Source organism: Paenibacillus sp. FSL R7-0312 (assembly GCF_038004445.1).
Classification (GTDB): Bacteria; Bacillota; Bacilli; order Paenibacillales; family Paenibacillaceae; genus Paenibacillus_AQ.
On record NZ_JBBORE010000001.1, the window covers coordinates 1,832,479 to 1,856,477 of the forward strand.

The following is a 23,999-nucleotide window of genomic DNA, read 5'->3' on the forward strand; positions in this document are numbered from 1 at the left end:
TTCTTCAGTCTAGTCAGACAGACAGCAGACAGGCGGATTCTGCTTTGAAATGGAGAGTCCGCTATTATCGTATATGGAGACTCCGCGAGGGGGCTTTTTTGAAATATAAGAATTTTTATGCTTCACGCTATCAATTATCCTTCTATTTTGGAGAAACGGATGCAGCCTCTTTCAGAGGACGACGAAGCCGTTTCTTCATACTGAATGGATAGGCTCCGGGTTCCTGGAAAGTAACGGGATAATTATTCGGGCTAAAGCTTCACTGTATGGAGATTAGACACATCCCCTTGACATCCGCTGTTGCTGGAGGTTTTGTTCTAATATATAATGGTTTAGATCAGTCGGTATTTCATGCGGTGATCAATTCAACCGAAAATAGGAGTTGTCATATAAATGGCTTTGAAAGCTGGAATCGTTGGACTTCCCAATGTTGGGAAATCGACATTATTTAATGCTATAACACAAGCGGGGGCGGAATCCGCCAACTATCCTTTCTGCACCATTGACCCGAACGTGGGTGTCGTGGAAGTACCGGACGAACGTCTGGATAAGCTGGTCGAGCTGGTGCAGCCGAACAAGACGGTTCCTACCGCTTTTGAATTCGTAGATATTGCCGGACTCGTGCGCGGTGCGAGCAAGGGCGAAGGTCTGGGCAACAAGTTCCTGGCTCATATCCGGGAAGTGGATGCTATTGTTCATGTGGTACGCTGCTTCGTCGATGAGAACGTAACGCATGTGGACGGCAAGGTGAATCCGATCAGCGACATCCAGACGATCAACCTGGAGCTGATTCTGGCCGACCTCGAAAGCGTCGAGAAGAAGATCGAGCGTTCCCGCAAAAATATCAAGGGCGGCGATAAGAAATTCGCTCAGGAGGTAGAAGTACTCGAGCGCGTTAAGGAAGCTCTTTATCTGGATCAGCCTGCACGCAGCCTGGAATTATCCGATGACGAGCGTCTGATCGTGCGCGATCTTCACCTGCTGACCCTGAAGCCGGTGCTGTATGCGGCGAACGTGGGCGAGGATGAAGTGGCGACTGCTGAAGAGAACCCGTATGTTAAGCAGGTACGCGAATTCGCAGCGGCTGAGAATGCTGAAGTAGTGCCGATTAGTGCCAAAGTGGAAGCTGAGATTGCCGAGCTGGAAGGCGAAGACAAGGCGATGTTCCTGGAAGAGCTGGGTCTGCAGGAATCGGGGCTTAACCGCCTGATCAAAGCGGCATACAGACTGCTCGGCCTCTACACCTATTTCACAGCGGGCGTGCAGGAAGTCCGTGCGTGGACTATCCGCAAAGGCACCAAAGCCCCTGGAGCGGCCGGAGTTATTCATACGGACTTCGAACGCGGATTTATCCGGGCTGAAGTTGTAGCATATACGGATCTGGTAGCAGCAGGCTCGATGAACGGTGCCAAAGAACGCGGCCAGCTGCGTCTGGAAGGCAAGGAATACCTGGTGCAGGACGGCGACGTTATGCATTTCCGCTTCAACGTATAGACCATTTATAATTCAGGACAGAGGAACCCTTCAGAAGTAGAGTTGTTTACTTGCTGAATGGTTTCTTTTTGAATGAGGATAAGGATAAGGGTCAGCTCCTATTTGTGGAAAACCCGAAAAGGCGGCTTCAGAAGCCGGGGTACGATGAACAAGGGTTCGGCTGGGTCAGTGGCAGACGCGAGTGTCTGCGGTCTGGTCTACCGTCTGGTCTGTCACTACCGCCTGCCGCCTGCGGCGGAAAAGCAGTTGGATAATCTCCACTTGCTCATGAACAGAGGGACCCTTGCCAGGAAGTAGTTGGAAAAACGGCACTTAATATTCAGCAAACAGATCACTTTCGAGGAAACGCCTGAAATTTAATGACGTTTATCCAATTCATTCCCCTTAACGCTGCAAAACATCGAAATTAAGATACGTTTTTCCAACTATTCATGCAGAGTGGCTCCTCCTCCTATGACCGCCGTATAATCGCCATATGACAGCCAATCTATACAACTACTACTATTCATGGGAATGAGGCCGGGAGCGGCATCAGATATTTATTCAGTACCGGCTTATTTTGTAATTAGGACACGCGCCTGATGCATAACTTGGCTGCAGCTTTTACATCATAAGGTGGGCGCAGCTCAGGATTCAAAAGATTTCCTGATTCCGGCGCTTTGTACTGTAGCCAATTGGCTGGAGTGGTGGTATAATATAAAGTCGTATATCTATTTTTGTTGTATCGACAATGTTAAGTATGAATAACCGAAGAATTTGAATCAGGAGAGGTGAATTCCCTTGTTGGACCGATTGCAATCCCTGGCGGACCGCTATGAGAAACTCAGTGAACTGCTTTGTGACCCGGATGTTGCAAACGACAGTAAGAAACTGAGGGACTATTCCAAAGAACAATCCGACTTACAGCCCGCCTTTGAGGCGTATAGCGAATATAAAAATGTAATGGAAGAGCTCGAAGCCGCCAAGATGATGCAGGCTGAGAAGCTTGATGATGAAATGAAGGAAATGGTCAAGATGGAGATCGACGACCTGTCCTCGCGCCAGGTGGTTCTGGAGGAGAAGATCCGTCTGCTCCTGCTCCCCAAAGACCCTAATGATGATAAGAATGTAATCGTGGAAATCCGCGGCGCAGCCGGCGGGGATGAAGCAGCACTGTTTGCCTCTGACCTGTACCGGATGTATACCCGTTATGCCGATACCCAGGGCTGGCGCGTAGAGCTGATGGATGTTAACACGAACGATCTCGGCGGATTCAAGGAAGTTATCTTCCTGATCAACGGCCGCGGCGCTTACAGCAAAATGAAGTTCGAAAGCGGTGCGCATCGTGTGCAGCGTATTCCTACAACCGAATCCGGCGGACGTATTCATACTTCAACTTCTACCGTTGCGGTTATGCCGGAAGCGGAAGAATTCGAAATTGAAATTCATGATAAGGACATCCGTGTCGATACCTTCTGTTCCAGCGGTGCGGGCGGACAGTCCGTTAATACGACCAAGTCTGCGGTGCGTGTAACCCATGTACCTACCGGTATCGTAGCTACCTGTCAGGACGGCAAGTCCCAGAACTCCAATAAGGAGAAGGCGCTGCAAGTACTGCGTGCCCGTATCTCGGATCTGAAGCGTCAGGAAGAAGAAGCCAAGTACTCCGGGGAACGGAAGAGCAAAGTAGGAACCGGGGACCGCAGTGAGCGTATCCGTACCTACAACTTCCCGCAGAGCCGTGTAACGGATCACCGGATCGGCCTTACCCTGCACCGTCTGGAGCAGGTCATGAACGGGGATATCACCGAGATCATCTCGGCACTGTCTATTGCGGAACAAGCGGAATTGATGGAAAAAGGAGAATAATGCTTTGAAACACGACTCTTACGTCATGTCGGAATTGCAAAGCATCCGGGAAGCCTTTGCGGAGGCTTCTTCTTTTTTGGCCGGGCACGGATGCAATGAGCCGCAGCGCAGCAGCCAGCTGCTGCTGGAGCATGTGCTGGGCTTGTCCGGAGCGGCATATTATATGGCGCTGGCTGATCCATTCCCGCCAGCGGTCAAGGCGCAGTGGGAAACGCTGGTCACCCGCCGGGCGGCGGGTGAACCGGTGCAGTACATCATAGGCGAGCAGGAATTCTACGGCCGCGCCTTCGAGGTTACGCCCGATGTGCTGATTCCGCGCCCGGAAACGGAGCTGCTCGTCGAGGCGATTCTGCGCTACGGCGCGGAGCTGTGGCCGGACGGGACGGTGACGGTGCGGGGCGAAGCCGGGCAAGAAGCTGGCGGGTCCGCGGGGGAGAGAGCCGCGGGCGGTCAGGCGGCGGCGGGGCCTGCGCGTGGCGAAGCTGCTGCGCAAGAAGCTGACAGGCCGGCGGGGGAGAGAGCCGCGGGCAGTGAGGCGGCGCGCCCACGCGCCGTGCGTCCGCTGACCGCCGTCGACATCGGCGCCGGCAGCGGAGCGATCTCCGTCACGCTGGCGGCGGAAGCGCCGGCGTGGCGGGTCTGCGCCGGCGACATCTCGCCCGGCGCGCTGGCCGTGGCCGGGCGTAATGCGCAGCGGCTCGGCACGTCCGTTGACCTGCGGCTCGGCGATCTGCTCGAGCCGTTCGCGGGGATGGAGACGGATATTCTCGTCTCCAACCCGCCGTACATTCCCGGCGGCGACATCGCCGGGCTGCAGCGAGAGGTGCGCGACCATGAGCCGCGCACGGCACTGGACGGCGGCGGGGACGGGCTTGATCCCTACCGCCGCATGATGGAGCAGCTGCCGCTGCTCCCGGCTCCGCCGCGCCTGGTCGGCTTCGAGCTCGGCCAGGGACAGGCCGGGCAGGTGGCTGAGCTGCTGCGGGCGGCCGGTCACTGGAACGAGATCATCACAATCGAGGATCTCGCCGGAATTGCCCGGCATGTGCTGGGGATCGCCCGCTAGCCTCCCCATCCTGGATGCGGCTTCCATTCGGCAGGAGCCTCCAAACGGTGAAATTGTATTTATGCTGCCCCTTCCTTTACAATAGAAATGACGGGACCTCTGTATACGGCTGCGGCCAGGTGACAAGAGGAACCAGTACTGAGTAAGGAGACAGAATATGCTTCAGAAGATTAAGAAGATAGATGGCGTCATCCTGGTCATTCTTGTGCTGCTGATGGTAGTCAGCATTTTCTCCATATACAGCGTTACCCACGGGCGCGACAAGCTGGACGGATCGCATATCAAAATGATCAAATATTATATCCTGGGCTTTATCGCCTTCATAGGGCTGACCTTCGTGGATTATCGTCTGCTTGTTAAATATGCGTTATATGTATACGTTACAGGCATTGGGATTCTGGTGCTGGTCAGCTTTATCGGTACAGAACAGAATGGCGCACAGGGCTGGATTAAATTCGGAGGCTTCAGTCTCCAGCCTGCCGAGCTGTTTAAGCTGATTCTGATCCTGTTCCTGGCTGCGGTGCTGGTCCGCAAGAATAAGAATAAGATGCTGTTCTGGCGCGATGTCGTGCCGCTCGGTCTAATGAGCCTGCTGCCGTTTTTGATCGTGCTTAGCCAAAATGACCTCGGGAATGCGCTCTCCTATATCGTAATTCTGGTAGGCCTCCTCTGGATCGGCAATATCAAGTTCACCCACGCGCTGATCGGGCTGTTAATTATTGGCGGAAGCGCCGCTGCCGGGATCATGAGCTATATTCATTACCACGATGAAATTAAGGATTTCCTGACAGATATCGGCCGTTCCCACTGGGTAGAGCGCTTTGATCCGTGGCTGGTGCCGGAAGAAGCGACGGCCAAGGCAAGCTATCATACCAAAAACGCCAAGATGGCCATAGCCTCCGGCGGTATGAGCGGCGAAGGCTATATGGAGGGCAGCTCGGTGCAGACCGATCGCGTGCCTTATACGTACTCTGATTCGATTTTTGTACAGATTGCCGAGGAATTTGGCTTTGTCGGATCGGCGTTGGTGCTGCTGCTCTACTTTATCCTGATTCACCGGATGATTCTGATTGCATTGGAGTGCAAGGACAAGGGAGGGCCGTTCCTGATTGTCGGCATTGTCGCGATGATGCTCTATCAGATTTTTGAGAATATCGGTGCCTTCATCGGCCTGATGCCGCTAACCGGGATCACGCTGCCGTTCATCAGCTTCGGGGGGACCTCCCTGCTGATCAACATGGCCAGTATCGGTCTGGTAATGAGCGTACGCCTGCATGGTCAAGAGGTAGAGGAAGATTTGCCGAGTCCTACAATCTATTCTTCTCCGGCTAAGCAAGGCTAACTGTATACTGTAATATCTCTGATTCAATCAGAGGTAATCCGCATGCCGGAGCTCTTCGAAAAGGAAGGGTTCCGGCATTTTGTGTGTCTGTACGCTAGTACGTCAGCATCGGAACTTAAGAAATGAGTTGACTTAACCATGCAGCGATGGACATGTTCAGGTCCAAGGGGAAATTCAGTGATAGTTGTATAATGTACAGCTGTACAAAGTGCAATTAAGCTACCACATATCCCGTAATTGCGGAGATTGGATTACTGCAAGCCTCTCAGCAAGCGATTCACCAGTTTAACTTTCACCTTATTAGTTTAAAGCTGACGCTATTCCCGGCTGGCAAGGATCGCATAAATTGTATTTACGCCCCCACTTGTCTTACAATGGAAATTAGTGGATTCGGTTCCCTGGGGATGCTGCAGCAGGCCGGTCCATAATCCGCGTAGGTTAAGGAGTATTCCGATGTTACAGAGAATCAGACGGATTGATGGCTCCATCGTATTGATTTTACTCTTGCTGATGTGTGTCAGTATTTTCTCGATATACAGCGTGACTCACGGGAGAGTTGAGCTGGATGGCACACACATACGGATGATTCAGTATTATGTGCTGGGTTTTATTGCTTTTTTTCTGCTTACCCTGTTTGATTACCGCCTTCTGGTCCGGTATGGACTCTATATTTACATCCTTGGGATCGGTATTCTGCTGCTGGTCAGCTTTATCGGCAAAGTGAAAAATGGCGCCCAGGGCTGGATCGGCATCGGTGAATTAAGCATTCAGCCGGCGGAGCTGTTTAAGCTGATCCTGATTCTTTTTCTGACCACTGTACTTGTCCGCAAAAAAAGAAATCCGCTGCGCTTCTGGCGTGACGTTGTGCCGCTTAGCCTAATCGCCCTGGTGCCGTTTGCGCTTGTCATCATCCAGAATGATCTGGGCAATGCGCTCAGCTATATCGTGATTCTGCTGGGGCTTTTGTGGATCGGAAATATTAAATTCTCACATGCTCTGATCGGGATGATTATTCTGGCGGGATCGGTGCTGGGCTTCATTCTGTGCTATATCCACTATCATGAGCAGACGGTAAGCTTCATAGAGCAGACGCTGGGCCGGGATCACTTCGTCAGGCGCTTTGACCCCTGGCTGGTACCGGATCTGGCAAGCAGCGATGCGAGCTATCAGACCAAGAATGCCAAGACGGCGATTGCGTCGGGCGGCCTCAGCGGTGAAGGTTATCTCCAGGGGGGCACTGTGCAAAGCGACCGGGTGCCTTATCTGTATTCTGAATCGATTTTTGTGCAGATCGGCGAAGAATTCGGCTTCCTGGGAGCAGCGGTGCTGCTGATGCTCTTTTTTATCCTGATCCACAGATTAATTCTGATTGCTCTGGAATGCAGAGACCGCGGCGGCCCTCTCCTGATTGTCGGGATCGTAGCTATGCTGCTGTATCAGATTCTGGAGAATATCGGGGCAATGACCGGGCTGATGCCGCTGACGGGGATTACGCTTCCGTTTATCAGCTATGGGGGGACCTCGATTCTGATTAACATGGCCTGTATGGGGATTGCCATGAGTGTGCGGCTCTACGGGCAGGATGTGGAGGATGATTTGCCGCTTCCGCTGCCCAAGCTGAAGGATGAGACTACTTTATTCTTAAAATCATAGATTACTAGGTTTGCAGTCTCTCATTCCCGGACATACTGGGAACATAAGAGTTTCAGAGGGAGAGGGGCTGCGCAAGATGAATAACGATCAGCTGGATAAAAGGGATTCCCTGCGGATTACATTCAAGTATACTGCCATTTTAATTTGTTTTTTTATGATATTGATGATGGCCTGGGAAGGGCAAAAAAGCGATGCTGCCGTAGCGGAGGTATCTATTCCGCAGGAGTCGATCCGTCTGCGTATTCTGGCGAATTCGGATGGTACGGGAGATCAGTTGGTTAAGCGCCAGATCCGCGACCAGGTGGTCGAGCAGATTAACCAGTGGGTGGCCGGACTGGAGGATCCCCAGAGTCTGGAGCAGGCGCGGGCGCTGATTCAGAGTCATCTCCCGGAGCTGAATGACCTGGTGGGCGGAGAGCTTGCGCAGCGGGGGATTGATTATAGCTATACAGTCGAACTGGGCACCGTACCTTTTCCGACGAAAATGTATGGCGGCCGGGTCTATCCTGCCGGGGAATATGAAGCGCTGCGGGTCACGCTTGGCGCAGGCAAAGGTCAGAACTGGTGGTGTGTGCTGTTTCCGCCGCTCTGCTTCATTGATGCCGGCTCCGGTGATGCGGCAGCTGCGGAACCCGCTGCAGACAAGAAGGCTTCGGCGGTCTCCGCTAAAGCTTCCGGAGACGGAGCCAAGGTGAAAACGGCGGATGGCGGGGTTGATCAGACTGCTTCCGGTATTACGGCTTCTGCCAGCGGGGACGGCGTTGCGGACGCTGATGCAGAAGCGCCGAAGGTAAAGTTCTTCGTATGGGAGCTGCTGCAGAATTTGTGGAGCTGGATCTGCGGATTGTTCGGCTAAGCTTCCGGGGATTTGCGGAATGGCGGTTTACGGAATCTACAGTTTTCCTGCCGGATATGGTACGATAAATGCAGAACTTGAGCGGAAGTGGCTGCGGCTCCACCTGGTGGAGCCGTTTTTGGCTTTTTCCGGACGATGCAGTATTGAAGTGTGAAGTGATTAAACAGGAAAGCTTGTGATGAAATGACAGAGCCTAAGGATTCTTCGTTTGCGGTTCAGCGCCGGAGCGGCAATATAGATGCAACCCTTTATTGGAGTTTGACGTCCGGGAGTACCGGACCCGGACCTGCTGCGGGGCAGGACATGCCTTCTGTTCCATCAGCAGAGAGTGACAGGGAGGCAATCGCTGCTGCGGCAGCTATGCTGCGGAGCGGGGGCACCGTTGCTTTTCCGACCGAAACGGTCTACGGATTGGGGGCGGATGCCCGGAATACCTCCGCTGTAGAAGCGGTATTCGCGGCCAAAGGCCGCCCCTCCGACAACCCGCTGATCGTGCATATAGCCCGGCGGGAAGAGCTGGAGGGCCTGGTCATAGAAGTGCATCCGGTCGCCTCGGCGCTGATGGATGCCTTCTGGCCTGGCCCCTTGACGCTGGTGCTGCCGGTCCGCCCCGGCGTCCTCTCGCCGCTGGTTACGGCCGGGCTGGATACGGTCGGCGTGCGCATGCCGGGTCATCCGGTGGCGCTGGCCCTGCTGCGCGCCGCGGAATGCCCGGTTGCCGCGCCCAGCGCCAACCGCTCCGGGCGGCCGAGTCCTACGCTGGCCGCCCATGTGATGGAAGACCTCGCCGGATATATCGGCGGGGTTCTGGACGGCGGCGCGGCCGGGGTCGGCCTGGAGTCGACCGTGGTGCAGGTGCAGCCGGACGGGACGGTGGCGGTGCTCCGTCCCGGGGGCATCACCGCCGAGCAGCTCGCGGCGGTGGCCGGTGCCGGGGCTGTGGCCCCAGCCCCGGCCCTGGCCCTGGCGGACGCTGCCGCCGGACATCCCGGCGGCCAGTCCCCGGCTCTGCCGCCGCAGGTGATCGGCGGCGGGACGGGCGGCGCTGCTGCGCAAGCCGCCGAGGACAGCAGCCCGGCGCCGCGCGCGCCGGGCATGAAGTACACGCACTATGCCCCGCGCGGCGCGCTTGGCATCGTACGCGGCTCCTCCCCGCAGCGCGTGGCGGAGACCGCCGCAGGCTTGCTGCAGGCGGCGCAGCGGGAGGGCGAGATCACGGGCCTGCTCCTCTTCGAGGAGCATAGGGCCCTGTATCCCGCCCTCCCGGCCGCCTGCGTCGTTTCTCTCGGTTCGCTCGGCTCGCCGGAGGAAGCGGCCCGCTCCCTGTATGCCGCCTTGCGGCGCTTCGATGAAGCGGGAGCGACCTACATTCTGGCCGAGGCCTGCCCGGTCACGGGCCTCGGCGCTGCCATTATGAACCGGCTGATGAAAGCCGCCGGTGAATCGGTGATCGACGCCGGTTAATCTCTATGATATCTGGTAGAGCGTCAATGGACTGTTCCCTCGTGTGCACCCTGTGCTTTACGTTGTGCTTTGGTTTAGGTTCGTCATTCCCCTTGATCCTTACGGACCATACTGCGCTTATGGTATCTCCAGGAGGTTTTTTTAAGTGGATGTCCTCATAATAAGTGCGCTGGTGTCCGTTAGCCCGCATAAAATTTGGTTTTACAAGAAATAAGCGCTGCTGTGTCCGTTACAAACTTAGAGTGTGTTGTATAATATCCTTCATTACGCGTGCCAATAGAATCTGGTGTGACCTGATATCTTTAATCTAAAATTATCAGCCTCGTTACCGCCCCTGAACCCTGCTATCCGCCGCCTCATAGTCATGAATACCATCTTGTCCGCATATCGTTGTTGTACAAGAACTTACGGACTTTGGGGGTATATTTCATGGGCATAGGCGGAATTTATGAGGGCTGGGGCCAACTCGTAACGGTTGCCGTTATGGCAGTTGCGCTTGGAATGGATGCGTTCTCGCTCGGTGTAGGGATCGGGATGAAGGGGATCCGTCTGCTGCATGTGCTGCAGCTCAGCCTGCTCATTGCTTTTTTCCATGTGCTGATGCCTCTGCTCGGCTTGTTCACAGGCAGCTATGTCGGCCATCTGCTGGGTCAGGTGACCGCCTATGCCGCCGGGGGGCTGCTTGTACTGCTGGGCGGACATATGATTCTGAATTCATTCCGCAAGGGTGACGGCGGGAGCCGGGCGGTAGATCACCGGACGGTATGGGGTATGCTGCTAATCTCGCTCAGTGTAAGTGTAGATTCCTTTTCGGTTGGGGTTTCACTGGGAATGTTTGTGAATAGCATAGTTATTACAGTGCTGGCCTTCGGTGTCTGCGGCGGCATGATGTCTATTACCGGACTACTGCTGGGCAGGAGAGTAAGCCGCGGGCTCGGTGATTACGGTGAAGCACTGGGCGGCGCCATACTTCTGGCGTTTGGCTTGCTGTTCATCTTCTGATACAATAACGGCAATACAAATAAATAGAACATTCCATGGTTCAGTTCATCGGAAGTTGTGGATTAATCCGAAATTATATTCTTACCGGAGGTGGAAAGTATGCTGCATATTTTATTCGTCTGCACAGGAAATACCTGCCGCAGCCCCATGGCTGAAGGTCTTCTGCGGAAGCTTGCGGGGGAGCGGGGGATCGATGTGGAGGTGCGGTCTGCCGGAGTTTCCGCCATTTCAGGTACTTCCATATCCAGACATGCTGCCGGAATCCTGCAGGATGAAGGCATTAACGATCGTATAGTATCCTCGCAACTGACTGGAGAGGCTGTCGCCTGGGCTGATCTGGTGCTTACCCTGACCGGAGGGCATAAGCGGCATTTGCTGCAATATTTCCCTGACGCCGTTAACAAGACGTATACGCTTAAGGAATATGTGCATACGCAAGAGTCTGTGAACGCCGATATCCGTGAATTGGATAGCCTATATGCAGATGCCGAACTCAGTATTTCGCTGGGCGGAGAGCCGAGCGCCGCTGATTTGCAGCGGATTATTGAGATCCGGCAACGGATTCCAAGCTTCGATATCAGTGATCCGTTCGGCGGCTCCCGTGAAGATTATGAGCTGACGGCTGCTGAGATCCGGACTGCGTTGTACAGTTTACTGGATAAGCTGGAATCCTTACGGCGGTTGTGAAGGTGGTTGATTTTTCGCCGCCTATCCCTTAAGATGAAATAAATATTATCCGGTTCCGGTGTAACTGGCGACAAGTGTGGATCAAACCACGATGGAGCACCTGGAATAAACGGCCGGTCGCCTGGGCAAAAGAGCACATCCGCAGCTAAATCTGCGGACTGCTCTTTTTTGTTTAAATGTCGTATCTGTAGTGGAATTTGAGGCGTTATCAATGCTTGAAGGGGGCGGTAAGATGGACGAAGTCCGGAAGCAGGGTCTATGGGAAGAGCGCGCGTCCGGTGCGCCTTCAGCAGCCGGGCAACAAGCGGGCAGCGCAGAGCTGACCTTGGACGCCGCAGCTGCGGCGGTAGTCCGCGAACTGGCGGAAGCAGGGAAGCTTGGTCCCGGTAAAATCCTGGTGGTTGGAGCAAGCACCAGTGAAGTGGCGGGTGTGCGGATCGGCACCGGGGGTGCGCTTGAGGTTGCACAGCTGCTGCTGCAGGGAATTACGCAGGCTGCTGCTGAATTTGGTTTTCATCCCGTGTACCAATGCTGCGAGCATCTGAACCGTTCGCTGGTGATGGAACGTTCTTTGCTGGAATCGCAGGGGCTTAAGGAGGTTTCGGCTGTGCCGGTTCCGGGGGCCGGAGGGTCCATGGCTGCCGCCGCTTACCGCTCTATGACAGATCCGGTGCTGGCCGAGACGATTGAGGCCCACGCCGGCATTGATATCGGGGAGACACTAATTGGCATGCACCTCCGCCGCGTAGCCGTACCTTTCCGGCCAAGCCTGCGCTATATCGGGGCAGCCCGGGTGAACGCAGCATGGAGCAGACCGCCGCTGATCGGCGGCGAACGGGCAGTGTACCGTACGCCGGAGACAAGCGGCTCCGCGAATTGTGACTGAGAGCAGCGTATATCACTGGTTTTGTCTTAACACCACATAAATTAGAATAACAGGGAGGAAATAAGAAACATGGAACAACTACGTAAGAGTGACCCGGCAGTACTGGAAGCGATGGGCCTAGAACTAAGCCGTCAGCGTGCAAACATTGAACTCATAGCTTCAGAGAATATTGTAAGTGAAGCCGTAATGGAAGCGATGGGCTCCGTGCTTACGAACAAATACGCCGAAGGTTATCCCGGCAAACGTTATTATGGCGGCTGTGAAGATGTGGATATCGTGGAGAACCTGGCCCGTGACCGTGCCAAGCAGCTGTTTGGTGCCGAGCATGTCAATGTGCAGCCGCATTCCGGTGCACAGGCCAATATGGCCGTTTACCTTGCCGCGCTTAATCCTGGCGATACCGTACTGGGCATGAATCTGGCGCATGGCGGCCATTTGACCCACGGTAGCCCGGTTAATGCTTCCGGTATCCTGTATAACTTTGTAGCTTATGGCGTACAGGAGGATACTTTCCTGATTGATTATGATGAAGTGCGTAAAGCAGCCTTCAAACACCGTCCCAAAATGATTGTTGCCGGAGCAAGCGCGTATCCGCGGACCATCGATTTTGCTGCACTCGGTTCTATTGCGAATGACGTAGGTGCTCTATTCATGGTCGATATGGCCCATATTGCTGGATTGGTTGCAGCCGGTGTTCACCCGAGCCCGGTTCCTCATGCCCACTTCGTCACTACAACTACGCACAAAACCTTGCGTGGCCCGCGCGGAGGGATGATTCTGTGCAGACAGCCATGGGCTGCTGCTATTGATAAAGCGGTCTTCCCGGGTTCCCAAGGCGGACCGCTCATGCATGTGATTGCGTCCAAAGCCGTTTCCTTCGGTGAAGCGCTGCAGCCATCGTTCAAGACCTATGCCGAGAATGTAGTGAAGAATGCCAAGGTTCTGGCGGATACGCTGATCGGCGAAGGCGTTAATATTGTTTCCGGCGGTACGGATAACCACCTGATGCTGCTGGATACCCGTAATCTGAGCATTACCGGCAAGGATGCGGAGAAGGTGCTTGATTCGATCGGAATTACAGTCAACAAGAATGCGATTCCGTTCGATCCTACCAGTCCGTTTGTAACAAGCGGTATCCGGATCGGTACACCTGCTGTTACTTCACGCGGCATGGACGAGCCGGCTATGGTAGCGATCGGCCGGATTATCGCCAATGTGCTGAAGAATCCGAAAGATGACGCTAATTTGACCCAGGCTGCACGTGAGGTGGCCGAGCTTACTGAAAAGTATCCGATCTATCCTGGTCTGCAGTACTAATATTAAGCTGCTTATTCTGCCTTTGCGGGTCCGGTACCACCGGATGCCGCAAAGGTTTTTTTGATAGGTGCGATTTCAAATGTTGTATGGCCGGTTTCTGTTGCATAATGTTCACAAATTATAGTAAGAAAATGGTATGAATTATCATGTAATAATCATGAAAGTTCATGGAATTTTCAATAAAAGTAGTGAAAGAAATGTGAATAGTATTAAAAGTGCCTAATGGCACAAACTAAGTTTTGTTTTATATCCAGAGGTTTGGGGGGATTTCCTAAACTTTCCCTGCAGCTGTGAAATTTGGGAAGACTGCCTTTGCAGGCGCTTTTCCCCTTCTGTAGGTGAAAAGCGGCCTTGGTGATGATATAATAGACAAGATTTAGCCATGCGGGAAGCAAAGCGCTTACTCTGGCTATAAATAAGACTTACAATTACCGGAGGGACGAAATGGGAAAATTGGTGATTTGCGATCATCCATTGATTCAGCACAAATTAACATTTATTCGCGATGTGCGGACCAACACGAAAGAATTCAGAGAGCATGTCGATGAAGTAGCAACACTTATGGCTTATGAGATTACCCGTGATATTCCGCTTGAGACCATTACGGTGCAGACACCGGTGGCTGAAACGCAGAGCAAAGTGATCTCGGGAAGAATGCTGGGACTGATTCCGATTCTGCGCGCCGGTCTTGGCATGCTGGAGGGTGTCTTGAAGCTGCTTCCGGCGGCTAAAGTAGGACATGTCGGGCTTTTCCGTGATCCGGAAACGCTTCAGCCGGTTGAATATTACATTAAGCTTCCTACAGATGTGCAGGAACGTGAGCTGATCGTAATTGATCCGATGCTGGCTACAGGCGGCTCCGCCATTGCGGCCATTACCTCGCTTAAGAACCGTGGATGCACCCAGATCAAGATGATGAACCTGATTGCTGCCCCTGAAGGCGTCGCTGCGGTACAGGCTGCACATCCGGATGTGGACATCTATGTAGCCGCACTTGATGATCATCTGAATGAGCATGGTTATATTGTCCCAGGCCTCGGAGATGCCGGTGACAGACTGTATGGAACCAAGTAATAATACCCTTGAGGTATTAATAGAACAAACACAATTTCTGTAGTCTTCAGAAGAGAGGGTAGGGGTTATGTCCAAAATTAAAGTAATGACGATTTTCGGAGTGCGCCCCGAGGCGATCAAGATGGCGCCTCTGGTTCTGGAACTGAACAGGCACCCTGAGCAGATTGAATCCATTGTCTGTGTAACTGCCCAGCACCGTGAACTGCTTGATCAGGTACTGGAGGTATTCAAAATTACACCGGATTATGATCTGGACGTAATGAAGGACCGGCAGACCCTTAATGAGATTACTATCCGGGTGCTTGAAGGACTAGAGCCGGTGCTTCGCGAGGTCAAACCTGACCTGGTGCTTGTACACGGGGATACACTGACCACTTTCCTGGCCAGCTACGCTTCTTTCCTGCAGCAAATTCAGGTTGGGCATGTGGAAGCAGGTCTTCGGACATGGAACAAGCTTTCGCCTTATCCGGAGGAAATGAACCGTCAGCTGACCGGCGTGCTTGCCGATCTGCACTTTGCCCCGACCGATTGGTCAGCCGGCAACCTGAGACACGAGAACAAAAAAGAATCAAGTATTTATATCACAGGCAACACTGTAACTGATGTGTTTCAATATACCGTACAGCCGGACTACCGGCATCCTGTACTGGATTTTGCTTCAGGAAAAAGACTTATTTTGATGACGGCGCACCGCAGAGAATCCCAAGGCGAACCGCACCGTCATATTTTCCGTGCTGTCAAAAGAATCGCTGATGAATTTGAAGATGTAGCCATTGTGTATCCTGTGCACCCGAGTCCTGCAGTGAAGGAACCGGCGCATGAGATCCTCGGCGGACACCCTAGAATTAAGCTGATTGATCCGCTGGATGTCGTTGACCTGCATAATTTTTATCCGCATACCCACCTGATATTGACCGATTCCGGCGGCCTGCAGGAGGAAGCTCCCTCCTTTGGAGTTCCTGTGCTTGTGCTGCGTGATACAACCGAGCGCCCGGAAGGGATCGAGGCCGGAACATTGGAGCTTGTGGGGACGGACGAGGAGAAGGTGTATCAACGGACACATGCTCTATTGACCGATCAGAAACTGTATCAGTCCATGAGCCGGGCCGCCAACCCGTATGGAGACGGCAAAGCCTCCGAGAGAATTGTCAATGCGATTTTGCACCATTTCGGAGCTGTTAAAGAACGTCCGGAAGAGTTTCACAGAATGTTCACAAATAATAAATGATGGCACGACAACTAATATACTAAAGTAAATAAAAGCAGCATACAGTTAAACTGTACGGTTTATATGGTTTTGGTGTGTTTTGCTGTGATTATTTTCATATTTTCATGCGATTTTGGGCAATTTTCTGTGAATTGACAAAGAGTCTGGATATTCAGTAAAATTAGTTGGGATTGTAGCCTATGAAGGAACAAAAGAACGAGGCGGGACTTGGACGTATTGCTTTGGTTCTCGGGGGTGCAGGCAGCTTGCTTGCCGCTTACATTGTTATAGGTTTTTTTGTGGCAAGGTGGCTGCAGAGACTGATGGACGGACCTAAGCTTTGGCTGGCTATCGGAACAATTTCCGGGATGGTTCTCGGGGTTGTGAATGTTGCTTTGCTAATCAAAAAATTTCTGGGGGAGCAAAATGGATAATATGACTCCCGTAATCAATACCGTTACCAGGGTGACAGTAATCATTATGGCAGGTTTGTTAATGGGATGGGCTCTTCATCATGAGACCCGTGCAGTTACTCTGGGAATGTCGCTGGGCTTGCTGGCAGGACTCGTTAACTTTCGTTATCTTGCCCTCAAAGTAAGAAGGGTGACACAGGCGGTTGCGGATAAACAGAAAAGTTCTTTCAGCCTTGGTTTCGCTACAAGAATCAGTTTCGCTATTCTGGTCACTATGTTTTCGGTCAAGATCGAGCATTTCTCGCTGGAGGCAACGATTGCCGGCCTGTTCATCCCCCAGCTTCTATCTATTCCCGTGGGGATATATTTAGGAATCAAGAATAAGCTGTAGCCATTATTAAAGAGAAAGGGGGATGATACTATGCACGAAATGCCTTTAATCTATGTTGGCGGAATACCGATTGACCTGTCCGCTGTGCTGATGCTGGTGATCAGTTCAGTAATCGTGTTCGCTCTGGTTATGCTGTCCGTCCGCAACCTGTCTGTTGATAATCCGTCACGACTCCAGAATTTCATGGAGTGGGTCGTTGAATTTGTACAGGGACTGATCAGCAGCGCCATGGATTTGAAGAAAGGGAAGCCTTACATATCACTGGGATTGACGCTGATACTGTTTATCTTCGTCTCCAATCTCCTTGGTCTGCCGTTTTCCTTCATTACAGAAGCCCATGAGCCGGTTCACATTTTTGGACATGTTATCGAAGCGACCAAAAATCTGGCACATGGCGAGCATGTAGAGATTCTGTGGTATAAATCGCCGACTGCAGATATCAATGTAACCGCCGGGCTGGCAATTGTCGTGTTTGTACTAATGAACTATTTGGGTATCAAGCTGAATGGCAAACATTATTTCAAACACTATATTGAGCCGTTCCCGATCTTCTTGCCGCTTAACATCATTGAGAACCTGGCGAAGCCGGTGGCGCTTGCCATTCGTCTATTTGCTAATATTTTTGCCGGCGAGGTTCTGATCACCGTAATTCTGAAGCTGGGCATATTCAGTATCCCGTTCCTGGCAGTCTGGCAGGGCTTCAGTATCTTTGTTGGTGCGCTTCAGGCGTTTATCTTTACGATTCTGACGATGGTGTACATCGCACAGATGACGATCCACGAGGAAGAAGCACATTAATGAACTGCCGTGAGGATAGCGGCAGCCGCCGGAATACTCTTCGCGGGAGATTTTTATATCATTAAGTCATTACAAAAAGAACCGAAATTAAAGGAGGATATTTACAAATGGAATTTTTGGCAGCAGCAATCGCGGTTGGTTTAGGCGCACTCGGTGCAGGTCTTGGTAACGGTATGATCGTCAGCAAAACAGTTGAGTCCATCGCTCGTCAACCGGAAGCACGTAACGCACTGCAGACAACAATGTTTATCGGTGTAGGTATCGTGGAAGTTATTCCTTTGGCCGCTACAGTTATCGCATTCCTGATCATGTTTACTTAATAAACCGTTTTTACGGTTTGGCGGGGAGGGCAAGTGCCATCCGCGCCTTACTTTTGTATATGTCCGCATGCCGCGGTAACGGAAAGGAGTGACCTCAGTGACTATCGTTTGGACAAATATATTGTTTTCCATTATCGCCTTTGGGATCCTGTATTTCCTGCTCAGCAAGTTTGCATTCAGCAAGCTGTTCGGAATTATGGAGAAGCGCCGCGAAATGGTGCTGCAGCAAATGGATGAAGCAGCCAAGACCAGAGAACAGGCGGTCGCTTACGTAGAAGAACAGAAACAGGCTCTGCAGCAGGCACGCCAAGATGCGCAGGCTATCATTCAGCAGTCCCAGGTTACAAGCAACAATCAGGTTGACAAGCTTCTGGATCAGGCTAAAGCTGAAGCTACCCGCCTTAAGGACGAAGCGGTCCGTGATATTGAGAGCGAGAAGAACAAGGCTGTGGAAGCTTTGCGCAGCGAGCTGGGTACAGCTTCGGTCCGCATTGCATCCAAGCTGCTTGAAAAAGAAGTTAAGGCTGACGGCGAACAGGAACAACTCGTTGATCAATACCTCAAAGAGGTAGGAGGCCGACCATGAGCCGCGATACGGTAGTTGCCAAACGCTATGCCAAAGCCTTGTACAGTGCAGCAGTGGATGAAGGCATTACACTTGAAGTGGAAGCCCAGCTTAGGTTAGTAGTCGAAGTGCTTCATTATGATGCAGAGGTGAAACAGTTTATTCTGGCACCGCGCATCTCGCAATCCGACAAGCTGAATGTGCTGCGCGGGGCGCTTAAAGGTAAAGTCTCGGAAGCGGTAATGAACATGGTAGAACTGCTGGTAGAGCGGGGCAGAACCGATATTTTCGCAGAACTGCTGGCCACGTACGTCAAGATAGAAGGGGACGCCCTTGGCATTGGCGATGCTACTGTATACTCCGCCTATTCTCTGAATCAAGAGGAACAGGATAGTGTAGCGGCAGAGTTCAGCCAGCTTACAAACCGCAAGATTCGTGTTACCAATGTGGTGGATAAGAGCCTGCTAGGCGGACTGAAGGTCATCATCGGCGATACGCTGTATGACGGCAGTCTATCCGGCAAGCTGGAGCGTCTTGAGAAATCCTTTAATGATAAGCAAAGAAGATAGGGGTGAGGATATTGGGCATCAGACCTGAAGAGATCAGCACTTTGATCAAAAATCAAATTGAGCAATATAAAGCCGATATCGAAGTGGCCGAAATTGGCACCGTCATTCAAGTCGGAGACGGTATCGCCCGTGTCTACGGTCTGGAAAACGCAATGGCAGGGGAACTGCTGGAGTTCTCCAACGGTGTAGTAGGCATGGCGCTTAACCTGGAAGAAAGCAACGTCGGTGTTGTTATCCTGGGTGAATACACAGCCATTCGTGAAGGCGATCAAGTCAAACGTACAGGACAAATTATGCAGGTTCCGGTTGGTGAAGCCATGCTGGGCCGTGTAGTTAATGCACTGGGTCAGCCGCTTGACGGCAAGGGTCCAATTGCAACGACTGAATTCCGTCCTGTAGAACATAATGCACCGGGCGTTATCGACCGTAAATCGGTTCATGAACCGATGCAGACAGGTCTGAAAGCGATCGATGCCATGGTACCAATCGGCCGCGGACAACGCGAACTGATCATTGGTGACCGTCAAACCGGTAAGACTGCAATCGCTATTGATGCGATCATCAACCAAAAAGGCAACGGCATGAAGTGTATCTATGTTGCGATTGGTCAAAAACAATCTACAGTAGCACAGGTAGTAGAAACCCTCCGCCGTCACGGCGCGCTGGAATATACTATCGTTGTAACCGCGTCGGCTTCCGAGCCTTCTCCGCTGCTCTATATTGCTCCATACGCAGGCTGCGCAATGGGCGAATACTTCATGTACAAAGGCGAGCATGTGCTTGTTATTTATGATGACCTTTCGAAGCAGGCTTCGGCTTACCGCGAATTGTCCCTCTTGCTCCGCCGTCCACCGGGCCGTGAAGCTTTCCCGGGTGACGTATTCTACTTGCACTCCCGTCTGCTGGAACGTGCGGCTAAGCTCAGCGATGCGCTTGGTGGAGGTTCATTAACCGCCCTTCCTTTCATCGAAACACAGGCTTCTGACGTATCGGCTTACATTCCTACGAACGTAATCTCGATTACCGATGGTCAAATCTTCCTGGAATCCGATCTGTTCAACTCGGGTCAGCGTCCGGCGATCAACGTTGGTATCTCCGTATCCCGTGTAGGGGGTTCCGCGCAGATCAAAGCCATGAAGAAGGTTGCCGGTTCCCTGCGTCTGGATTTGGCTCAATACCGTGAGCTTCAGGCCTTCTCCCAGTTCGGTTCCGATCTGGATAAATCTACGCAAGCCCGTTTGAACCGCGGTGCACGTATGATGGAGATTCTGAAACAAGGCGTAAACCAGCCGCTTAATGTTGAGCACCAAGTGCTCAGTCTGTACACCGCTGTCAAAGGACACCTGGATGATATTCCTGTCAAAGACGTGAAGCGTTTCGAGAAGGAATTCCTGGCGTTTATCGACAGCAGTGCAACTGAAATCCTGCAATCCATTACGGATACCAAGGATCTGACAGCAGACAACGAGGCAGCGCTCAAAGAAACGATCGAGAAATTCAAAAGAGGCTTTGCTACAAGCTAATATATAGAGTTTGCTCAGTTATGCTTACGAAGTGAGCTTTGACTACGTCAAAGCTCAGCTTATGCTTACGATGTTAGCTTTGGCTACGCCAAAGCACAGAGGTGGTGAAATCATGGCAAGAAGCATGCGCGATATTAAACGTCAAATTAAAAGCGTTCAGAACACCAGACAGATCACCAAAGCGATGGAGATGGTCGCTGCCTCCAAGCTGCGCAAAGCGCAGGAGAAAGCGGAAGCTGCGCGCCCTTACTCAGAGAAGCTTAAAGAGGTGGTCTCGAGTATTGCTGCCGGTACGCAGGATATTCAGCACCCGATGCTGGTCAGCCGTCCTGTCAAAAAAACAGGGTATTTGATCATCACCTCGGATAGAGGTCTTGCGGGTGGCTACAATGCCAACATTCTGCGTAAAGTAACGATGCTGATCGCAGAGCGGCATAAGTCCAAGGATGAGTATGCGCTGTTTGTTATCGGCCGCAAGGGCCGTGACTTTTTGCGCCGCCGTGAGTACCCCATTGTAGAGGAAATTACCGAGCTGTCCGATACCCCGAAGTTTGCCGACATCAAGTCGATTGCTTATTCGGCGGTAAACCAGTTTGAGACAGGCGTCTACGATGAGCTGTACATTTGCTACAATCAGTTTATCAATGCGATCAGCCAGGTTCCGACTGTAGACAGACTTCTGCCTATGGATGGTGTAGGAAAGGGCGAGCATCACGGAGCAACAGCTGCCTATGAATATGAACCTTCTCCTGAAGGCGTGCTGGAAGTTCTGCTTCCTAAATACGCCGAAACTTTAATCTACGGTGCTCTTCTGAACGGCAAGGCCAGTGAGCTGGGAGCCAAGATGACAGCGATGGGCAGTGCAACAAAGAATGCGTCAAAAATGATCGGAGAACTAAGACTTACGTACAACCGTGCCCGTCAGGCGGCAATTACGCAGGAAATTACCGAGATCGTGGCTGGTGCGAACGCGCAGTCTTAATATGAGTGGGCTTAAGGTCCATATGTAACAGCTTTCGAGGAGGGAAATGAAGATGAACAAAGGACGCGTTGTGAGCATTATGGGTCCGGTTGTCGATATTGAATTTGAACGCGGCCAGCTGCCCGAGATATTCAACGCTATCAAAATTGTTGCGACGCTGAGCGATGGCCGTAACATGGATCTGACTCTTGAAGTTTCCAATCATCTTGGAGATAACCTGGTGCGTTGTATCGCCATGTCTTCCACAGATGGACTGGTACGCGGTATTGATGCCATTGACCAGGGAGGACCGATCTCGGTTCCTGTTGGTGAAGCAACACTCGGCCGCGTATTTAATGTACTTGGTAATCCAATCGATAACGGCGCTGAAGTGGTGGCTGCAAGAAACCCGATTCACCGTCTGGCCCCTACATTCGATGAATTGTCCACTCAGGCGGAAGTTCTGGAAACCGGCATTAAGGTTATCGACTTGCTGGCTCCTTACGCCAAGGGCGGTAAGATCGGCCTGTTCGGCGGTGCCGGCGTAGGTAAAACTGTAACCATCCAGGAACTGATCAACAACATTGCACAGGAACACGGCGGTATCTCCGTATTCGCAGGTGTTGGTGAGCGTACCCGTGAAGGTAATGACCTGTATCATGAAATGACGGATTCCGGCGTTATCAAGAAAACGGCGATGGTATTCGGACAAATGAATGAGCCGCCAGGCGCGCGTCTCCGCGTAGCTCTGACCGGTCTGACCATGGCGGAATATTTCCGTGATGTGGAAGGCCGCGATACGCTGCTCTTTATCGATAACATATTCCGCTTCACCCAAGCGGGTTCCGAAGTATCGGCCCTTCTTGGCCGTATGCCTTCTGCGGTAGGTTACCAGCCTACACTGGCTACAGAAATGGGTCAGCTGCAGGAACGTATTACGTCCACTAAGAAAGGTTCTGTTACTTCAATCCAGGCGATCTACGTGCCTGCGGATGACTATACAGACCCTGCACCGGCTACTGCGTTTGCCCACTTGGATGCGACTACCAACCTGGAGCGTAAAATCTCCGAAAAAGGGATTTTCCCTGCGGTTGACCCTCTGGCTTCAAGCTCGCGTATGCTGGCACCTGAAATCGTCGGAGAAGAGCATTATAACGTGGCACAAGGCGTTAAGCAGCTGCTGCAGCGTTATACTGAGCTTCAGGATATCATTGCAATCCTGGGTATGGATGAGCTGAGTGAAGAGGATAAGGTCATTGTGTCCCGCGCCCGTAAGGTTGAGCGCTTCCTGTCCCAGCCTTTCCATGTAGCAGAACAGTTCACAGGCTTCAAAGGCAAATACGTGCCGATCAAAGAAACGGTACGCAGCTTCAAGGAAATTCTGGAAGGCAAGCACGATGATCTTCCGGAAGTAGCGTTCCTGTTCGTAGGTACGATTGAAGAAGCAGTGGAAAAAGCCAAAACGTTGTAATCCTCGGCATGGCCGGGTAGTGAGCTTTATTCTGTAAAGCTTTGAGGAGGAATGGAAGTGAATACCTTTTTGCTCGAAATTGTCACTCCGGAGCATCTGGTCTACTCCAAGCAAGTGAATAGCTTGACGGTACGTGGCGTGAATGGTGCACTGGGTATTTTGCCGGGACATATTCCGCTGGTAACTCCGCTTCAGGTTGCTCCGCTTAGCGTCAAAGCAGACGGCGTAACGGTATCTATCGCCGTTCATGGCGGTTTCGTTGAAGTGCACAAAGATAAGGTAACGGTGCTGGCTGAAAGTGCCGAGCTGCCCAAAGATATTGATGTGGAGCGCGCTGAAGCGGCTAAGGAACGGGCTGAGCGCCGTCTTAAGCTGCAAAGCAAGCAAGATGAAATTGATCACCGCCGTGCTGAGCTGGCCTTGCAGCGCGCTGTAACGCGGATCAAAGTTTCGACCGGAAAAGGACAACAGTAGCAGAGAAGCGGTCAAGCCCTGGGCTTGACTGCTTTTTTGCTTAACTGAATCTAGCAGAGTATGAACATATCGTAAACACTTAGGCAGATAATACGCCAATTGTTTAAAAATTCGTAAAAGTACTGGATTCTTTTCCCCTGCGCAAGTATGATATAAGAGTCGATTTCCGAGTAACCTTACACGGGGGGCTAATGATGAACACAAGCTTATCCGCTGAATTGTCAAGTGCGATCGGCAGTAGCAGTTTAATTTCGATGGTAGTTTCTCTAGTCAGTGTCGTATTATCCTGGTGGGCACTTCAGAACCTAAAGCTCGATCTGGTCATAAGATATCCCAAGAGTCCTCAGGGCAGGTTGCTGCATTTGCTGCTGGCCATTGTCCTCGGCCATTTCGTGGCCGGATTTCTGCTGGATTATCTGGGCTGGAGCGGACTTATCGCCCGGATGTTTTAATGACGGTTGGTTTGGTTATATCTGTCGTAGGCCAATGCAGTGAAAAAAGTGTCGAATAATAAGGTTTTATTATGTCAACACTGAAGTTTAAGGAATGCGTCTGCACATTAGGCGCAGTGACGGAATATTCAATATTTTAACTGACGAATTTCAAACTCAAATTAAT

24 protein-coding genes and 1 riboswitch are annotated in these 23,999 nt (G+C 52.1%); all 24 genes read left to right on the top strand.

The window, feature by feature from the left end; all coding sequences use genetic code 11:
- Positions 1-393: 393 nt before the first annotated feature.
- The 24 genes from ychF to MKX70_RS08075 all read left to right on the top strand — a co-directional run bounded on the left by ychF (position 394) and on the right by MKX70_RS08075 (position 23,833).
- A complete protein-coding gene (gene ychF, locus MKX70_RS07960) occupies positions 394-1,494 on the top strand; it encodes a redox-regulated ATPase YchF (protein WP_042140262.1) in 1,101 nt (366 codons plus the stop codon).
- 780 nt (positions 1,495-2,274) lie between these two features.
- Positions 2,275-3,342 (top strand): peptide chain release factor 1, encoded by a 1,068-nt coding sequence (prfA, locus tag MKX70_RS07965; protein ID WP_039309100.1) that lies wholly within the window; start codon positions 2,275-2,277, stop codon positions 3,340-3,342.
- Positions 3,343-3,367: 25 nt separating this feature from the next.
- The gene (locus MKX70_RS07970; RefSeq protein WP_042240322.1) at positions 3,368-4,408 is read left to right on the top strand and encodes a HemK family protein methyltransferase; all 1,041 of its coding nucleotides are present in this window, start codon (positions 3,368-3,370) and stop codon (positions 4,406-4,408) included.
- Between the two features lie 157 nt (positions 4,409-4,565).
- Positions 4,566-5,750 (top strand): FtsW/RodA/SpoVE family cell cycle protein, encoded by a 1,185-nt coding sequence (locus tag MKX70_RS07975; RefSeq protein ID WP_042240319.1) that lies wholly within the window; start codon positions 4,566-4,568, stop codon positions 5,748-5,750.
- Positions 5,751-6,203: 453 nt separating this feature from the next.
- Positions 6,204-7,403 carry an FtsW/RodA/SpoVE family cell cycle protein gene (locus MKX70_RS07980; protein WP_340839833.1) on the top strand — a complete coding sequence of 400 codons (1,200 nt, stop codon included), beginning with the start codon at positions 6,204-6,206 and terminating at the stop codon, positions 7,401-7,403.
- Positions 7,404-7,479: 76 nt separating this feature from the next.
- Positions 7,480-8,259: a stage II sporulation protein R gene (gene spoIIR / locus MKX70_RS07985; RefSeq protein ID WP_340781806.1), complete on the top strand. Its 780-nt coding sequence runs from the start codon at positions 7,480-7,482 to the stop codon at positions 8,257-8,259.
- A gap of 303 nt (positions 8,260-8,562) precedes the next feature.
- Positions 8,563-9,723, top strand: coding sequence for an L-threonylcarbamoyladenylate synthase (locus MKX70_RS07990; protein WP_340839834.1), 1,161 nt, complete (start codon positions 8,563-8,565; stop codon positions 9,721-9,723).
- 429 nt (positions 9,724-10,152) lie between these two features.
- The gene (locus MKX70_RS07995) at positions 10,153-10,725 is read left to right on the top strand and encodes a manganese efflux pump MntP (protein WP_042240305.1); all 573 of its coding nucleotides are present in this window, start codon (positions 10,153-10,155) and stop codon (positions 10,723-10,725) included.
- Positions 10,726-10,824: 99 nt separating this feature from the next.
- The gene (locus MKX70_RS08000; RefSeq protein WP_042240300.1) at positions 10,825-11,412 is read left to right on the top strand and encodes a low molecular weight protein arginine phosphatase; all 588 of its coding nucleotides are present in this window, start codon (positions 10,825-10,827) and stop codon (positions 11,410-11,412) included.
- A 50-nt stretch (positions 11,413-11,462) separates the two neighbouring features.
- Positions 11,463-11,546: riboswitch (ZMP/ZTP riboswitch) on the top strand.
- A gap of 98 nt (positions 11,547-11,644) precedes the next feature.
- Positions 11,645-12,298, top strand: a complete 654-nt coding sequence (locus tag MKX70_RS08005) for a TIGR01440 family protein (protein WP_340839835.1) — start codon at positions 11,645-11,647, stop codon at positions 12,296-12,298.
- Between the two features lie 69 nt (positions 12,299-12,367).
- Entirely contained in the window at positions 12,368-13,615 is a 1,248-nt protein-coding gene (gene glyA / locus MKX70_RS08010; protein WP_340781809.1) for a serine hydroxymethyltransferase, read from the top strand.
- A 444-nt stretch (positions 13,616-14,059) separates the two neighbouring features.
- On the top strand, positions 14,060-14,689 hold the full coding sequence (gene upp / locus MKX70_RS08015) for a uracil phosphoribosyltransferase (protein ID WP_020426095.1): 630 nt from the start codon (positions 14,060-14,062) through the stop codon (positions 14,687-14,689).
- 67 nt (positions 14,690-14,756) lie between these two features.
- Positions 14,757-15,917 (top strand): non-hydrolyzing UDP-N-acetylglucosamine 2-epimerase, encoded by a 1,161-nt coding sequence (wecB, locus tag MKX70_RS08020; RefSeq protein ID WP_340839836.1) that lies wholly within the window; start codon positions 14,757-14,759, stop codon positions 15,915-15,917.
- 179 nt (positions 15,918-16,096) lie between these two features.
- A complete protein-coding gene (locus MKX70_RS08025; protein WP_340781813.1) occupies positions 16,097-16,330 on the top strand; it encodes an AtpZ/AtpI family protein in 234 nt (77 codons plus the stop codon).
- A complete protein-coding gene (locus MKX70_RS08030) occupies positions 16,323-16,700 on the top strand; it encodes an ATP synthase subunit I (RefSeq protein WP_042140253.1) in 378 nt (125 codons plus the stop codon). The genes MKX70_RS08025 and MKX70_RS08030 overlap by 8 nt, the downstream gene beginning before the upstream one ends.
- Positions 16,701-16,730: 30 nt before the next feature.
- Positions 16,731-17,498: a F0F1 ATP synthase subunit A gene (gene atpB, locus MKX70_RS08035; RefSeq protein ID WP_340781815.1), complete on the top strand. Its 768-nt coding sequence runs from the start codon at positions 16,731-16,733 to the stop codon at positions 17,496-17,498.
- A 107-nt stretch (positions 17,499-17,605) separates the two neighbouring features.
- On the top strand, positions 17,606-17,818 hold the full coding sequence (atpE, locus tag MKX70_RS08040; RefSeq protein ID WP_036699216.1) for a F0F1 ATP synthase subunit C: 213 nt from the start codon (positions 17,606-17,608) through the stop codon (positions 17,816-17,818).
- 97 nt (positions 17,819-17,915) lie between these two features.
- The gene (atpF, locus tag MKX70_RS08045; protein WP_340839838.1) at positions 17,916-18,404 is read left to right on the top strand and encodes a F0F1 ATP synthase subunit B; all 489 of its coding nucleotides are present in this window, start codon (positions 17,916-17,918) and stop codon (positions 18,402-18,404) included.
- The gene (locus MKX70_RS08050; protein WP_042140251.1) at positions 18,401-18,952 is read left to right on the top strand and encodes a F0F1 ATP synthase subunit delta; all 552 of its coding nucleotides are present in this window, start codon (positions 18,401-18,403) and stop codon (positions 18,950-18,952) included. Before atpF ends, MKX70_RS08050 begins: the two co-directional genes overlap by 4 nt.
- 11 nt (positions 18,953-18,963) lie before the next feature.
- Complete coding sequence (atpA, locus tag MKX70_RS08055; RefSeq protein ID WP_039309314.1) at positions 18,964-20,475, top strand: F0F1 ATP synthase subunit alpha; 1,512 nt, start codon at positions 18,964-18,966, stop codon at positions 20,473-20,475.
- A gap of 112 nt (positions 20,476-20,587) precedes the next feature.
- A complete protein-coding gene (atpG, locus tag MKX70_RS08060; RefSeq protein WP_340781817.1) occupies positions 20,588-21,457 on the top strand; it encodes an ATP synthase F1 subunit gamma in 870 nt (289 codons plus the stop codon).
- A gap of 52 nt (positions 21,458-21,509) precedes the next feature.
- Complete coding sequence (gene atpD, locus MKX70_RS08065) at positions 21,510-22,907, top strand: F0F1 ATP synthase subunit beta (RefSeq protein ID WP_042218112.1); 1,398 nt, start codon at positions 21,510-21,512, stop codon at positions 22,905-22,907.
- A gap of 57 nt (positions 22,908-22,964) precedes the next feature.
- A complete protein-coding gene (locus tag MKX70_RS08070; protein ID WP_039309326.1) occupies positions 22,965-23,381 on the top strand; it encodes a F0F1 ATP synthase subunit epsilon in 417 nt (138 codons plus the stop codon).
- Positions 23,382-23,575: 194 nt separating this feature from the next.
- The gene (locus tag MKX70_RS08075) at positions 23,576-23,833 is read left to right on the top strand and encodes a DUF1146 family protein (protein WP_340841632.1); all 258 of its coding nucleotides are present in this window, start codon (positions 23,576-23,578) and stop codon (positions 23,831-23,833) included.
- The last annotated feature ends 166 nt before the right edge of the window (positions 23,834-23,999 follow it).

Bases quoted from the DNA above. Each gene is read 5' to 3' on its own strand.
- ychF (WP_042140262.1), top strand. From the start codon at position 394: ATGGCTTTGAAAGCTGGAATCGTTGGACTTCCCAATGTTGGGAAATCG.
- MKX70_RS07970 (WP_042240322.1), top strand. From the start codon at position 3,368: ATGTCGGAATTGCAAAGCATCCGGGAAGCCTTTGCGGAGGCTTCTTCT.
- MKX70_RS07975 (WP_042240319.1), top strand. From the start codon at position 4,566: ATGCTTCAGAAGATTAAGAAGATAGATGGCGTCATCCTGGTCATTCTT.
- MKX70_RS07980 (WP_340839833.1), top strand. From the start codon at position 6,204: ATGTTACAGAGAATCAGACGGATTGATGGCTCCATCGTATTGATTTTA.
- spoIIR (WP_340781806.1), top strand. From the start codon at position 7,480: ATGAATAACGATCAGCTGGATAAAAGGGATTCCCTGCGGATTACATTC.
- MKX70_RS07990 (WP_340839834.1), top strand. From the start codon at position 8,563: ATGCCTTCTGTTCCATCAGCAGAGAGTGACAGGGAGGCAATCGCTGCT.
- MKX70_RS07995 (WP_042240305.1), top strand. From the start codon at position 10,153: ATGGGCATAGGCGGAATTTATGAGGGCTGGGGCCAACTCGTAACGGTT.
- MKX70_RS08000 (WP_042240300.1), top strand. From the start codon at position 10,825: ATGCTGCATATTTTATTCGTCTGCACAGGAAATACCTGCCGCAGCCCC.
- MKX70_RS08005 (WP_340839835.1), top strand. From the start codon at position 11,645: ATGGACGAAGTCCGGAAGCAGGGTCTATGGGAAGAGCGCGCGTCCGGT.
- glyA (WP_340781809.1), top strand. From the start codon at position 12,368: ATGGAACAACTACGTAAGAGTGACCCGGCAGTACTGGAAGCGATGGGC.
- upp (WP_020426095.1), top strand. From the start codon at position 14,060: ATGGGAAAATTGGTGATTTGCGATCATCCATTGATTCAGCACAAATTA.
- wecB (WP_340839836.1), top strand. From the start codon at position 14,757: ATGTCCAAAATTAAAGTAATGACGATTTTCGGAGTGCGCCCCGAGGCG.
- MKX70_RS08025 (WP_340781813.1), top strand. From the start codon at position 16,097: ATGAAGGAACAAAAGAACGAGGCGGGACTTGGACGTATTGCTTTGGTT.
- MKX70_RS08030 (WP_042140253.1), top strand. From the start codon at position 16,323: ATGGATAATATGACTCCCGTAATCAATACCGTTACCAGGGTGACAGTA.
- atpB (WP_340781815.1), top strand. From the start codon at position 16,731: ATGCACGAAATGCCTTTAATCTATGTTGGCGGAATACCGATTGACCTG.
- atpE (WP_036699216.1), top strand. From the start codon at position 17,606: ATGGAATTTTTGGCAGCAGCAATCGCGGTTGGTTTAGGCGCACTCGGT.
- MKX70_RS08050 (WP_042140251.1), top strand. From the start codon at position 18,401: ATGAGCCGCGATACGGTAGTTGCCAAACGCTATGCCAAAGCCTTGTAC.
- atpG (WP_340781817.1), top strand. From the start codon at position 20,588: ATGGCAAGAAGCATGCGCGATATTAAACGTCAAATTAAAAGCGTTCAG.
- atpD (WP_042218112.1), top strand. From the start codon at position 21,510: ATGAACAAAGGACGCGTTGTGAGCATTATGGGTCCGGTTGTCGATATT.
- MKX70_RS08075 (WP_340841632.1), top strand. From the start codon at position 23,576: ATGAACACAAGCTTATCCGCTGAATTGTCAAGTGCGATCGGCAGTAGC.